General features: G+C 39.7%; 14 protein-coding genes. 7 read left to right on the top strand and 7 right to left on the bottom strand.

The annotated features are described in order from the left end of the window. The first annotated feature begins 45 nt into the window (after positions 1–45). Genes lat through OQ268_RS08765 form a run of 3 tightly spaced genes read left to right on the top strand, consistent with a single transcriptional unit; the run spans position 46 to position 2,021 of the window. Complete coding sequence (lat, locus tag OQ268_RS08775; RefSeq protein WP_265855756.1) at positions 46–1,377, top strand: L-lysine 6-transaminase; 1,332 nt, start codon at positions 46–48, stop codon at positions 1,375–1,377. Between the two features lie 2 nt (positions 1,378–1,379). Continuing rightward, positions 1,380–1,781, top strand: coding sequence for a hypothetical protein (locus OQ268_RS08770; RefSeq protein WP_265855755.1), 402 nt, complete (start codon positions 1,380–1,382; stop codon positions 1,779–1,781). 18 nt (positions 1,782–1,799) lie between these two features. Next, entirely contained in the window at positions 1,800–2,021 is a 222-nt protein-coding gene (locus tag OQ268_RS08765) for a hypothetical protein (RefSeq protein ID WP_265855754.1), read from the top strand. 71 nt (positions 2,022–2,092) lie between these two features. On the opposite strand, the gene OQ268_RS08760 is transcribed toward OQ268_RS08765, so the two are convergent. The 4 genes from OQ268_RS08760 to OQ268_RS08745 form a co-directional block, all read right to left on the bottom strand. Further along, a complete protein-coding gene (locus OQ268_RS08760; RefSeq protein ID WP_265855753.1) occupies positions 2,093–3,454 on the bottom strand; it encodes an acyl-CoA dehydrogenase family protein in 1,362 nt (453 codons plus the stop codon). 154 nt (positions 3,455–3,608) lie between these two features. Next, positions 3,609–4,325: a bacillithiol biosynthesis deacetylase BshB1 gene (gene bshB1, locus OQ268_RS08755; RefSeq protein WP_265855752.1), complete on the bottom strand. Its 717-nt coding sequence runs from the start codon at positions 4,323–4,325 to the stop codon at positions 3,609–3,611. A gap of 5 nt (positions 4,326–4,330) precedes the next feature. Next, on the bottom strand, positions 4,331–4,843 hold the full coding sequence (locus tag OQ268_RS08750; RefSeq protein WP_265855751.1) for a glutathione peroxidase: 513 nt from the start codon (positions 4,841–4,843) through the stop codon (positions 4,331–4,333). 5 nt (positions 4,844–4,848) lie between these two features. Beyond that, on the bottom strand, positions 4,849–5,463 hold the full coding sequence (locus OQ268_RS08745; protein ID WP_265855750.1) for a DUF4294 domain-containing protein: 615 nt from the start codon (positions 5,461–5,463) through the stop codon (positions 4,849–4,851). A 109-nt stretch (positions 5,464–5,572) separates the two neighbouring features. On the opposite strand from OQ268_RS08745, the gene OQ268_RS08740 reads away from it, so the two are divergent. The 4 genes from OQ268_RS08740 (at position 5,573) to OQ268_RS08725 (ending at position 11,256) form a co-directional block, all read left to right on the top strand. After that, positions 5,573–7,780, top strand: a complete 2,208-nt coding sequence (locus OQ268_RS08740; protein ID WP_265855749.1) for a RelA/SpoT family protein — start codon at positions 5,573–5,575, stop codon at positions 7,778–7,780. A gap of 161 nt (positions 7,781–7,941) precedes the next feature. Next, complete coding sequence (locus OQ268_RS08735; protein ID WP_265855748.1) at positions 7,942–8,436, top strand: Fur family transcriptional regulator; 495 nt, start codon at positions 7,942–7,944, stop codon at positions 8,434–8,436. Positions 8,437–8,474: 38 nt separating this feature from the next. Then, positions 8,475–9,755: an adenylosuccinate synthase gene (locus OQ268_RS08730; protein ID WP_265855747.1), complete on the top strand. Its 1,281-nt coding sequence runs from the start codon at positions 8,475–8,477 to the stop codon at positions 9,753–9,755. A gap of 244 nt (positions 9,756–9,999) precedes the next feature. Next, positions 10,000–11,256 carry an anthranilate synthase component I family protein gene (locus tag OQ268_RS08725; RefSeq protein ID WP_265855746.1) on the top strand — a complete coding sequence of 419 codons (1,257 nt, stop codon included), beginning with the start codon at positions 10,000–10,002 and terminating at the stop codon, positions 11,254–11,256. 286 nt (positions 11,257–11,542) lie between these two features. Here the strand turns inward: OQ268_RS08725 and OQ268_RS08720 are convergent, their stop codons facing one another. From OQ268_RS08720 to nadC, 3 genes are all read right to left on the bottom strand, one after another. Next, positions 11,543–12,349, bottom strand: a complete 807-nt coding sequence (locus OQ268_RS08720; protein WP_265855745.1) for a M48 family metallopeptidase — start codon at positions 12,347–12,349, stop codon at positions 11,543–11,545. A gap of 88 nt (positions 12,350–12,437) precedes the next feature. Beyond that, complete coding sequence (plsY, locus tag OQ268_RS08715; RefSeq protein WP_265855744.1) at positions 12,438–13,091, bottom strand: glycerol-3-phosphate 1-O-acyltransferase PlsY; 654 nt, start codon at positions 13,089–13,091, stop codon at positions 12,438–12,440. Between the two features lie 49 nt (positions 13,092–13,140). Then, the gene (nadC, locus tag OQ268_RS08710) at positions 13,141–13,983 is read right to left on the bottom strand and encodes a carboxylating nicotinate-nucleotide diphosphorylase (RefSeq protein ID WP_265855743.1); all 843 of its coding nucleotides are present in this window, start codon (positions 13,981–13,983) and stop codon (positions 13,141–13,143) included. Between the last annotated feature and the right edge of the window lie 16 nt (positions 13,984–13,999).

Genomic DNA, 13,999 nt, shown 5'->3' with positions numbered 1-13,999 from the left:
TCTAGGCACTTTTTACTAAATTTGATTTATACCAAAATCAATTCTATGTATCAATTAACAGTACCAGCCAATCGCGTTAACGAATCTCTAAGTAAGCATATTTTGGCCGATGGATTCGACCTTACTTACGACATGGAAAAGAGCAACGGTGCCTATATTTACGATGCTAAATACGATAGAACCCTACTCGATTTTTTTACATGTTTTGCTTCTGTTCCTTTGGGTTACAATCACCCAAAAATGGTTAACGATGAGGCATTTAAAAAAAATCTTCTTTTGGCAGCACTGGCCAACCCATCGAATTCTGATGTTTACACCCAACAATATGCACAGTTTGTAGAAACCTTTTCTCAGGTGGGGATTCCAGAATACCTGCCACATGCTTTCTTTATTGCCGGCGGCGCATTAGCGGTAGAAAATGCCATTAAGGTAGCCATGGACTGGAAAGTGCAGAAAAATTTTGCCAAAGGCCATAAAGCCGAGAAAGGTTTTAAGGTTTTACATTTCGAACGTGCATTCCACGGCCGCACAGGTTATACGTTAAGCTTAACCAACACCATGCCCGATAAAACCAAATGGTTCGCTAAATTCGACTGGCCGCGGGTAAGCATTCCTCAGGTAAAATTTCCGCTCGAAGGTGACAATTTACAGCATGCTATCCACACCGAACAACTATCAATTGAACAGGTTAAAAATGCGTTTGCACAACATAAAGACGATATTTGTGCTATTATTATAGAGCCTATCCAATCAGAAGGTGGCGATAACCACCTCCGTGAAGAATTCTTAATTCAACTAAAGGCCTTGGCAGATGAAAATGAGGCTTTCTTAATCTACGATGAAGTACAAACAGGCGTTGGGTTAACAGGGAAGTTTTGGTGCCACCAACATTATAGCGAGAAAGCTCAACCAGACATCGTAGCTTTCGGAAAAAAAATGCAGGTATGTGGTATTCTGGTAGGGAAGAAGGTAGATGAGGTAGAAAAAAATGTGTTTAAAGTTCCTAGCCGGATTAACTCTACCTGGGGTGGAAATTTGGTAGATATGGTTCGTTCTACGCAAATATTGCAAATTGTAGCCGAAGATAAACTTTGCGACAATGCCGCCTACGTTGGCAATTATCTCAAAGAAAACCTACATAATCTATCGCAAAAATTTAGCCAGATGACCAACGTTCGGGGCAAAGGCTTGCTGTGTGCATTCGATTTTCCATCGAAAGAAATGCGCAATACTTTTATAAGCAAAGGCCTTGAACACAACGTAATGTTTTTAGGTTGTGGCGACAAAACCATTCGCTTTCGTCCGGCGCTTTGCATAGAAACCAAACATATTGACGAAGGGTTGACAGCGATGGAAAAAATATTGCCTTTATTGTAGGTATGAACAGGAAATCTTTCGTCTATGTAGCTTCGACACTGGTATTAATTTTGGGATTTTTTATAGTGAAAGATACTTTTAACCAGCCAGGAATAAAAGATATGAAGGCTGGTTTTAAGGAAGTATTAAAATATCGAAATGCTAATAACACGGGGCCTATACAACGCATTTATATAGTTACTGTTAAAGATTCGCTATGGCAGGAAATGGAGAATTATGGCCAGTACATGCCGCATACCAAATACGGGAATACCAAAGTTTACTTCTTCATGGAGGGCACGCAATTACCCACAAAGTTACAGCCAGGCGAAGTAAACTTCGACCCTCAACTAAACAAATATTGTATTGCTTTGTACGAAAAAAGTGCCATGAGCAACGAGACTTTCAGTAAAAAGCCATTCTAGCTGAGCAATTTTTTGAAAATGAACATTTCGTTGCTTTTGGCACCTGTAGCCCCGCTTTCCCTCCTGCCAATTAGAAGAAAATTGGCATCCGTACAATCGGGTTTAGGTACAAAGTGCATTGCGTTGAAATATCCCCTGGCAGATTTTGTAACCGAACTGTTGTTTTTAAACCCGATAGCAGCGGCAGCTCCCGATTTTTCATCGGGACTACAGCGTATAGCGGGGCGAAAGCAGCTATAAAAAGCTGCCACTCATTTCCCAAGTCATCTATCCTGCAAAATGAATGTTGAAAAAGCCTATTAAAAAGGTGTTTAAACAAAGGCCGAAAAACCTGTAATAGCCCTGCCAACAATTAAAGTATTAATTTCTTTGGTACCTTCATAAGAGTAGATGGCTTCTGCATCGGCTACAAACCGAGCTACATTATAGTCTAGTAAAATACCATTTCCTCCCATCACTTCTCTGGCTTTACTCACCACATCTCTGGTGCGTAACGAGCAAAACACTTTCGCCAATGAAGCATGTTCATCTTTTAACAAACCTTGATCTTGCAGCTGAGATAGCCTGAAGCACAAGGTTTGCATAGCAGTTAAGTTCGATAGCATTTCCACTAAGTGATTTTGGATTAACTGGAAAGACGCTATTGGTTTGCCAAATTGTTTCCGGGTGCGGGTATATTCGAGAGCATTTTCGTAGGCGCCGCGGGCACAACCTACGGCTTGCCAGGCTACACCTGCCCGTGTCATCTGTAAAACTTTGGCGGTATCTTTAAAAGAATTTGCATGTTGCAGCCGGTCGTGTTCTTCTACTTCACAATTGGTTAGGGTAATTATGCCATTCTGAACAATTCGCAAGGCCATTTTATCCTGCATCTTTTCTACGGCAAACCCAGGATTATCTTTTTTTACAATAAAGCCTTTCACCTCATTGCTATCTACATCTCGAGCCCATATAATTAGAATATCTGCAAAGGTGGCATTGCCAATCCACTTTTTTTGCCCGTTTAATACCCACTTACCATTTAGCAATTTACAAGTTGTGGTTAGTCCGCCGGCCGCAGCAGAGCCGACTTCTGGTTCGGTTAAACCGAAAGCACCGATAATTTTAAATTGCTGCATTAAAGGTAGCCATTGTTGTTTCTGGCTTTCAGAACCGCATAAGTAGATGGCGCCCATGGCCAAGCCACTCTGCACACCAAAGAAAGTGGATATCGAGGTATCTATACGTGCCATTTCCATAGCCAAAATACCTTCCATCAAGTTCGATTTGCCAGGGCAACCATAGCCCTTATATGTTAAGCCACAGATATTTAATTCGGCTAGCTTCGGAATAATCTCATGAGGAAATTCTGCCCGGTTCCAGTAATAATTTACAATTGGTTTTACTTCTTTTTCTAAGAAAGCCCTCACTTTAAGTTGCAACTCTCGGTCTTCATCCTTCAGCGCTTCATCACCAAGGTGATAAAAATCGCCTTCTATGGGCGGCAAAACTCTTTCTTTAGCAGAACCACCCATCATTTTCATCATCCCCTGAATCTGCTTATCATCAAGGTTGGATATGGTTTCCACCATCTTCGGTAAATCCACTTTTTTCGATAAAGCTTCTAACTTACCGAAATCTACATGCTTAAATAAACGGTAAGCATTTTTGATTGAAGAAAATATATTTGCCATTGTTTGTGTTTTGAGTTTAACAAACAAGTTACAATTTTGTTGGTGGCTAAATGTTAGGATAGCTCAGGCTAAATATTGCCATAAAAAGTTAAGGTTACCAGACTACAACTACACTTATTGAGTGTGGCTATTCTTCACAGTGTTTATGGCTGTATTATCTTAAATCGAAAAGGTTATCGATACCTAATAGTTTTCTAGATGTAAATCCTTCACCAAAGGTGGCACCAATGCTTTTACCAAATTCCCTTGCCCGGCCGATAACGGTTTCAAAAAATTCTGGAGATGAGATATAGGTTTGTAAACCTTCTACATCAGGATTATAGAATTGTGTTTTAAAGGCTTTTATGGATTCAATTTTCCTTTCCATATGGTCAGAAATATCGACAATAATATCTGGTTTAAGATAACGGTCCTGGATAAATTGTAACAGAAGCCTTGGCCGATGTGCCTCCTGAGGCTGGCCATCTATTGCTGTTTCTATTCTGGGTAATCCCGATAGAAAGGTTGCATCGTAAACCAAATCTCCAGCCCTACCGTGGTCTGGGTGCCTATCTTCCAGGGCATTGCTTAAAATAATTTCGGGTTGGTACTTTCTAATTGCCTTAATTACTTCCATCCGATGAAACTCATCGTTTTGGAAAAACCCATCTTTCATTCTTAAATTTTCCCGTACATGCAGGCCTAAAATTTTTGCAGAATATGCAGCCTCTCCGTCGCGGGTTTCGGCAGTGCCACGTGTGCCAAGTTCGCCACGGGTTAAATCCACAATGCCCACTTTTTTGCCAAGTGCGATGTGTTTTAAAATGGTTCCCGAACAACAAAGTTCTGCATCATCAGGATGTACCGCTATAACTAAAATATCTAATTTCATTGTTTCTATTGAGCTTGTTCAGCCAGCAATCGCTGGATGCGCTTTTTTATTTTGGAGCTTAAGGGGTTGGTAAAGGGCAGGTAATAATCTGCCAATTCTCCTTTACTATTAACCAAATATTTGTGAAAGTTCCACCTTGGTTTAGCGCTCGATTTAAGGTTTTGTTTTTTATCGCCTAAGAATTGAAAAAGCGGATGGGCATGGGGGCCACGCACCATGATCTTATTAAATATCGGAAACTTTACACCGTGATTTACTTCACAGAAAGCAGCAATATCTGCACCATCTAATGGTTCTTGCTTGCCGAAGTCGTTGGTTGGGAAGCCCAAAATTTCAAAGTCGGGATGGTTGATCTCATTTTTCAATTGCTGGAGCTCTTTTAACTGCGGGGTAAATCCACAGGCAGAAGCTGTATTAACAATTAAAAGAACTTTATTTCGGTAAGCAGATAACGGCTGATCTTCGCCATTGATCTTCTTTACGTTAAAAGGGTAAATATTCGGAATGCTTTCCTGCATTATTATTATTGGTAAAACCCCGAGGTGCGGATAATCGATTCGATATCTCGATCTTCATTGGGGTTGTAAGTGCTTTTTAAGTTATGGCCAACCACACGGGCAACAATTTGATAAGAGAAAGCAGCAAAGCCGCCTTTTGTTTCCTTCACAATATCATAAGTGGTTCGTCCTACCTCCCTATCAATAAGTTTGGTTAATATCTGGCCTTGGGTAATGGTAAGCTCCTTGATCTCGCGATTAAACATGTCTTTAATTTCTTTATCACACTGCTTTACCAATTTTTTTTGTTCTCGTTTTTCTGGTGTTCTGGCTATTTCCTGCTCCAGTTGCTCGTAGCGACGTTTAGCGTAAAGCGCATACGGCATTACTTTCAAAACATTGTAGCGCAAACGGTTAAATGCTGCCTGCTCAGCCGGCGATTTCCAAATGCGGCTTGCAAGGATATTAACATCCTGCAATTGCATCCATGGAATCATTACGCCATTGTCATTCGTAGAAGCTACCCTAATCGTATCGGCCTTCCCTGGTTTTGGAAAAACAGGAGCAGACGGATCTTGTGCTTTTAGCTTAACACTAAAAATCATGACAATTAACAGAAACAGTAGCTCTTTAAATTTCATAAATTTATACCTTCACAAAGTTAGGTGTTATTTCATATATTAGTCGATCAACAGAACTAATATAGGTTTTATTCAGAAATAAGACGAAAATTTTTACGCAAAAAAAAAAATGAAAACAGAGTTAGTGATTGATTTAGAGGCGGAAAAGCAAGAGATTTTAAAAAGATACAGGGCATTATTGCGGGCTAGTAAATCTACATTGCAGAAAGGGGATAAAAAAGAGATCAGAAAAGCTTTTGATATGGCACTGGAAAGCCATAAGGATATGCGTAGAAAATCTGGTGAACCCTACATTTACCACCCTATTGCGGTTGCACAAATTGCTGCAGAAGAAATTGGATTAGGTACCACTTCGATTGTTTGTGCGCTATTGCATGATGTAGTAGAGGATACCGACATCACGCTGGAAGATATTGAACGGGAATTTGGAAAGAAGACTGCCAAAATTATAGATGGCTTAACAAAAATATCGGGTGTTTTCGATACCAACAGCTCATTACAGGCAGAAAACTTTAGGAAAATGTTGCTTACCCTGGCTGATGATGTTAGGGTAATCTTGATTAAATTGGCAGATCGGCTGCATAATATGCGTACCATGGATTTCATGCCTCGCCACAAACAGCTAAAAATTGCTTCAGAAACAATTTACCTCTATGCTCCCCTTGCACACCGTTTGGGTTTATATGCGATAAAGTCAGAACTCGAAGATCTTTCAATGAAATATCTCGATCCGGATACTTATAAATTTATTGCCAAAAAACTTAACGAGAAGAAAGCAGAACGTGCTTTATTTATTAAAAAATTCGTTGAGCCAATAGACGAAATTGTTCGTGAACAAGGTTTGATGGCCGATGTTTATGGCAGGCCAAAATCGATCCACTCTATCTGGAACAAGATGAAAAAGAAAAACATCCCTTTCGAGGAAGTATATGATCTCTTTGCCATCAGAATCATTCTCGATAGTGCCTACGAAAACGAAAAGGCCGATTGCTGGAAAGCTTATTCTATTGTTACCGATTTATACAGGCCCAATCCAGATCGATTAAGAGACTGGGTTTCATCGCCAAAAGGAAATGGTTACGAAAGTTTACATACCACCGTAATGGGACCTCGCGGACAATGGGTAGAGGTTCAAATTCGTACACAGCGCATGAATGAAATTGCCGAAAAGGGTTTTGCTGCGCATTGGAAATATAAGGAATCAAGCAATGATAATGGCTTAGACCAATGGATTCAAAAAGTTAGAGAGATGCTGAACAACCCTGAAGCCAACGCACTTGACTTCCTGGATGACTTCAAAATGAATCTCTTCTCTGATGAAATTTTTATCTTCACGCCTAAAGGTGCGCTTATCCAACTACCGCTGGGAGCTACGGCGCTAGATTTTGCCTTCGAAATACACACAGGCGTTGGCGCAACCTGCATAGGCGCTAAAGTTAACCACAAACTTGTACCAATTTCTTATAAGCTGCAAAACGGAGATCAAGTAGAAATTATTACCTCTAACAAGCAAACGCCAAAAGAAGACTGGTTAAATATCGTAGTTACGGCAAAGGCTAAGTCTAAAATTAAATCGTCGTTAAAAGAAGAAAAAAGAAAAATCGCCGATAATGGCAAGGAAATTTTAGAACGCAAATTAAAATCGCTCAAAATAACCTACAATACCGATAACCTACAAAAAATAAGCTATTTCTTTAAGCTTCCATCAACACAAGAACTTTTTGTAAATGTGGCTCTTGGTAAGATAGAACTTAAAGACATTAAAGAATACCTTAACGCAGAGAAGGAGATAGAAACCCGCAGCCCGGAACGCCCCGAGAACCTTTCTGTGGATGGCATCAAGAATAAAATAAAAGGTGGCGATTCTGACATTCTTCTTATTGGAGAAGACATGCAACGGATTGATTATACGCTTGCCGCTTGTTGCAACCCTATTCCCGGCGATGACGTTTTCGGCTTCATAACCGTAAGCGAAGGAATTAAAATTCACAGAACCAATTGCCCTAATGCTGCCCAACTGATGGCCAATTACGGCTATAGAGTAGTAAAAGCTAAATGGAATAAACAACAAGAATTAACGTTTCTTACTGGATTGCGCATTGTTGGAATAGATGATGTTGGTTTAATCAATAATATCACCAGAGTTATTTCTACAGATTTTAAGGTAAACATGCGTTCTATTACTGTTGATACAAATGAGGGTATTTTTGATGGTTCGATTATGATTTTCGTGAACGATACCGAACATCTCGAAAACCTGATAAAAAACTTGATGAAGGTACGAGGGGTAACGGGGGTAACCAGATTTGATGCCTAAAAGATTTAAGTCCTTCACCTTCTTTGATCATAAAGCCCTCAAATGTAGGTAGAAATTAAGTAATTATAGCGCATTCTACAATGGCCATATATTGCAACATTTAACAATGCACAGTAGAACAATGAAACAAATTACCTACCTTTGAACGGAGTTTAAAAACTATGTCTGAACAAAATACAAATGAGCTCGTTCGCAAGATTTTTGAAGCTTATTTAGAAAACAAAAATTTACGTAAAACACCAGAGCGTTTCGCCATATTGGAGGAAATTTATTCCCGAAACGACCACTTTGATGTGGAGACACTTTACATCCACATGAAAAACCAGAAGTATCGTGTTAGTCGGGCTACAGTTTATAATACCTTAGAGCTTCTTGTTTCATGCGATTTGGTAACTAAACACCAGTTTGGCAAAAACATGGCCCAATTTGAGAAATCTTATGGCTACCGCCAACATGACCATGTAATTTGCATTGAATGCGGTAAAGTTGTAGAATTCTGCGATCCACGAATTCACCAAATCCAAACCATGGTAGGCGACTTATTAAAGTTCGACATTAAACACCATTCACTTAATCTTTACGGGTTCTGTTCTGATTGCAGCGTGGCTAGAAAAGTGCACGAAACCACAGATACGGCAAAACTTAAAAAAAACTAAATCAATACACAAAATAAAACCAGCTTAAATTTTTAATAATGACGCAAGTAGATGTACTTCTCGGCCTGCAATGGGGCGACGAAGGAAAGGGAAAAATTGTTGATGTACTAAGTCCGAAATATGACCTTATTGCCCGTTTTCAAGGTGGCCCCAATGCCGGACATACTTTGGAATTCGATGGTAAGAAGTTCGTTTTGAACACCATCCCATCAGGAATTTTTAATGAGAAAACCATGAACCTTATTGGTAATGGTGTAGTTATCGATCCAATCATCTTAAAAAGAGAGCTAGATAATTTAAAAAAAGCCGGGCATGATCCTGTGGCTGAAGGTAAATTAGTTATTGCCCGCAAAGCCCATTTGATTTTGCCAACCCACCAGTTGTTAGATGCCGCTAATGAGGCACGCATGGGCAAAAACAAAATCGGATCTACCCTTAAAGGAATTGGCCCAACTTATATGGACAAAACTGGCCGCAACGGTTTACGCGTCGGCGATACTACCTTGCCCGATTTTAAAGAGCGTTACACCAAGCTGGTAGAAAAGCATACAGAAATCTTATCGCACTACGAAGGTTTCGAATACGAATTGGCAGAGAAAGAAGCTGCATTCTTCGAGGCGATTGAATTTCTGAAATCCATCCCACATGTAGATAGTGAACATTTTGTTAATGGTTATTTAAAAGAAGGGAAAGCGGTTTTAGCCGAAGGTGCGCAAGGGACTTTGCTAGATGTCGATTTTGGCTCTTACCCTTTTGTAACTTCCAGCAATACCACTACCGCTGGCGCTTGTACTGGTTTAGGCATAGCCCCAAATAAAGTAGGAGCAGTATATGGTATTTTCAAAGCCTACTGCACCCGTGTTGGTGGCGGTCCCTTCCCTACCGAATTAGATAATGAAGTTGGCGAAAACCTTAGGGCTTTAGGTCACGAATTTGGCGCAACTACTGGTCGTGCCCGCCGTTGCGGATGGATCGATCTCCCTGCATTAAAATATGCCATCATGCTAAACGGTGTTACCGAATTAATTATGATGAAAGCCGACGTTTTAGACACATTCGATACCATTTACGCCTGTACGCATTACGAGTATAATGGCGAAACTATCGATTACATGCCCTATGATATTATTTCTATCGAGCCGAAACCTGTATTAAAAGCAATCGACGGCTGGGCAACGGATGTAACCAAAATTACTTCAGTTAATGAAATTCCTGCAAAACTAAATGACTATATCGGGTTTTTAGAACAAGAATTAGAGGTGCCAATTAAATTTCTTTCAGTAGGACCAGATCGAGCACAAACTTTGGAGTTACGCTAATTCTTTCTTCATCTCGACTGAAGCATAGCGAAATGGATAAATCTTCGTATTAAGCGAAACACCAAATCATAAAAAAAGCAATCTAATTAATAGGTTGCTTTTTTTTTAGAAAGCACAGCCAGTGCAACTATTTAAGCACCGTCCCGCCAATGTTACAAGTTACGGTCTAAGATTAGTATCAAATTAAAGTTTCTACATCCGTAAGCTTTCCACTTATGTCGGGTTTAGTTACCTTTGCCGCAGCTTGAAAACCGAACAAAATATATCAGATTTTAAATTAAAGGCACTGTATTGGGCAAACCAGTTCGATGTGTGTTGCCTGTTAGATTCCAATCAATATCAAGATGCTTATTCTGCCTATGAATTTATTATTGCAGCGGATGTTCAAGCAGAATTAAAGACAAACTGTGGCACGGCTTTCGAACAATTGAAAGTCTTTTACGATATCCACAAAACTTGGCTATTTGGCTTTTTCAGCTACGATTTAAAAAATGAAATTGAAAAACTACACTCTGCAAATGCCGATAGGCTTGCTTTCCCAGATTTATATTTCTTTGTTCCGAAATATTTAATTGGTGTTAAAGATGGAAAAGGTGAAGTATTGCTCGGTGCAGAGGCTGTACTAAAAGAAATTAACGCCTTCGAAATCGTCGAAAATAAAATCCAGGAAAATACAACAATCCATCAAAAGCTATCCAAATCCGCTTACATAAAACGAGTTAATGAATTAAAAAGTCACATTATTCGTGGGGACATTTACGAGGTAAATTTTTGTCAGGAGTTTTTTGCAGCGCATGCTTCGATCAACCCAGTATCAACTTTCGAATTCTTAAATCAGGTGTCGCCCACGCCATTTGCAGGGTATTTTAAGGTGTATGAGCATTATATCTTATCTGCCACACCAGAGCGCTTTTTGTGCAAAAGAAATGCTAAATTAATTTCTCAGCCAATTAAAGGCACTGCAAAAAGAAGTGTCAATGCAATTGAAGATGACAAAATAAAAAACAAACTTAAACACGACATAAAGGAACAGTCTGAAAATGTAATGATTGTTGATCTAGTTCGCCACGACCTTACGAAATCTGCGGTTAAGGGATCCGTTAAAGTTGAAGAGCTTTTTGGAATTTATACTTTTCCGCAAGTACATCAGATGATTTCTACCGTAAGTTGTCAGTTAAATCCTGAAGTCCATTTTATAGATGCCATAAAATCTGCTTTTCCGATGGGTTCGATGACAGGAGCACCAAAAATTAAAGCAATGGAGTTGATTGAAGAATTCGAGGTTTCCAAGCGTGGTCTATTCTCAGGCTCTTTTGGCTGTATCACTCCTAACGGCGATTTCGACTTTAACGTTATCATCAGAAGCATTCTTTACAATGCTGAGGATCAATATCTTTCATTTCAGGTTGGTGGCGCCATTACTTATCAGTCAGACCCTGAGATGGAGTACGAAGAATGTTTACTTAAAGCCAGTGCAATTTTAAAGGTTTTGGGAGCTTAATCAATTTAGTAGTCACCTGTTAATTGGCCATTAGCTTATTCGTTATAGCCAAACCCTTTCGCTGGTGCGGTGCCAGGAAGTCTTTAAACATTTTCAAGCTGACAATAAGGATCTCTCCATACATTAACTACTGTCGAAATGAATCACAGAAGTTTGAGGTCCAGGCAGAATGACTAGCAACCCAACTTGTTATTTTGGGCGAACTGCTTACAATTTAACTAAATAAAAAAGGTGTAAGGTTTTGTACTGTACAAAACCTTACACCTTTAATCGTAAGCCTTAAGCCCTATTTCTTATAATATTGTTGTGCCTCAGGCAAATATTTTTGTATTTGGGCAATACGGGTAGCGTCACTCGGGTGGGTGCTCAAGAATTCTGGTTGCTTTGCTGCTCCTGCAGATGCAGAGGCCATTCTATTCCAAAAACTAGTAGCACTTTGTGGGTTGTAACCAGCCATTGCCATAAAAATCAAACCTAGCCTATCAGCCTCCAACTCCTGGTTCCGACTGAATTTTAACATTGCAACTGGTGTACCCACACCATAAAGCGTATTGAAAATACTTTGTGTTTTTGGGTTTTTAGATAACGCAACGCCAGCTGCTGCACCAATACCTTGGGCAACCATTTCTTGCGACATGCGTTCTGCCGAATGACCAGCTATCGCATGTGCAATCTCGTGGCCCATTACTGTAGCCAAACCTGCGTCATCTTGTGTAACAGGCAAAATTCCAGTGTACACCACTATTTTACCACCAGGCATACACCATGCATTTTTCTCATTATTCTGAACAACATTAACCTCCCACTGATAATCAGCAATAAGATTACCATAGTTGTTACTATTCATATAAGATTTTACAGCGCTGATCAGCTTATTTCCTATTGTTTTTACTTTCAAAGCCTGAGCATTAGACGCGGGAAGAACCGTGGCTTTATTTTCTGTCAAAAATGAGCTATATGCTTGAAATGCCATCGGCAACACTTGGTCGTTGCTTACCAAGTCAAACCTACTTCTGCCTGTTAGCGGAACAGTAGAGCATGAATTGAACAATAAAACGCCCGCAACACTGGCTGTTAAAAATAACTTTTTCATAAAATTTTTGTCGTTAATGATGTCAATCCTTATTTGAGAACTCCATAGTAACAGCGCACTCATTAATAAGTTTTTAAGAATACATTTTCTATTGAAGATTTGTTTTCTTTTTAAACAAATACACTTTGGATTCTTTGCCTTTCAGCAGCCTTTCGAGGTTTTTTTGATGGGTTACCAATATCAATACACAAACGACCATCCCATAGAGCACTTCAGATTTAATAGAAACCTGAAATAAAAAAACAATGCTAAGTGGAAACGTGAAGCCCGCACAAATAGAGCTTAGCGAAACATATTTTGTTAACAATAACACCAACACAAAAACCAGAACACAAAGCATAGATGCCTCGAAGTTTACTGCCAAAATCATTCCAAAAAGGGTAGCAACGCCTTTTCCACCCCTGAAGCCCGCAAAAACGGGAAACAAATGCCCCATCACTGCGGTTACGCCCAGTGCCAATTGATAATTAACGAATACAACAGAATTCTGTGGTCCGGTTACAGACATGCCGATGAGGTAAGCAAGATTCGTAGCGGTATAACCTTTAGCAATATCAATAATCATTACCGCAATGCCCGCTTTTTTACCTAGAACCCGAAAAGTATTGGTTGCACCGGCATTGCCACTGCCATACTCTCTAACATCTACGCCATAGAAAGCTTGGCCAAGCCATACAGCTGTTGGTATTGATCCAAAAAGATACGCCAATAATAGAGCGCTGAGCGAATAAACCGTAACCATAGCCTACAATGATACAAAAAATAAGCTTTTAATTTTATAGCAAAACACTTTAGTATGCTTTTAAACTGATGTCGAGGCTTTTTACTGAGTGCGTAAGCGCTCCCATGGATATATAATCTACACCACATGCTGCATAAGCTAACACGTTATCTTCTGTAATGCCGCCAGAAGCCTCAGTTAAAAATTTTCCACTTATCATTTTTACCGCTAAAGTCAAATCTTCGAAACTAAAGTTATCGAGCATAATACGGTCTACGCCACCTACAGCCAACACTTGAGATAATTCCCCAATATTCCTCACTTCTATCTCAATTTGTAAAGATTTTTGATGAGTTGCTAAATATTTCTGGGCTGCGTTTATTGCATTTTCTATACCACCAGCATAATCCACATGGTTGTCTTTGATCAAGATCATATCGTACAAACCAATGCGATGATTTACTCCTCCACCAATTCTAACCGCCCATTTTTCCAAATAACGCAAACCTGGTGTAGTTTTTCTGGTATCTAATATTTTAGTGTTGGTGTTTTTCAGCACAGATACTATTCGATGGGTTTTTGTAGCAATACCACTCATTCGCTGTATACAATTCAGCACCAACCGCTCGGCAATTAAAATGGCATGTGTACTGCCCGATACTGTTAGGCCAATGTCACCAACATGAACTGCGTCTCCATCATGTAGTAACACTTCTACTTTAAGATTTCTATCTACCTCATTAAAAATAGCTAATGATAATTCGATTCCTGCGAGAATACCATCCTCTTTAATGATCAGTTTTGCCCGCCCCTGTGTGCCTGCCGGGATGGTTGATAATGACGTATGATCGCCATCGCCAACATCTTCGGCAAGGGCATTTTGTATAAATTGATGTAGTTCTTTAGTATCCAAAACGTAGCTATAAGCT

Source organism: Pedobacter sandarakinus, assembly GCF_026240095.1.
Classification (GTDB): Bacteria; Bacteroidota; Bacteroidia; order Sphingobacteriales; family Sphingobacteriaceae; genus Pedobacter; species Pedobacter sandarakinus.
Note: the sequence above shows the minus strand (reverse complement) of the source record. Positions and strands in the feature narration are given on the sequence as shown.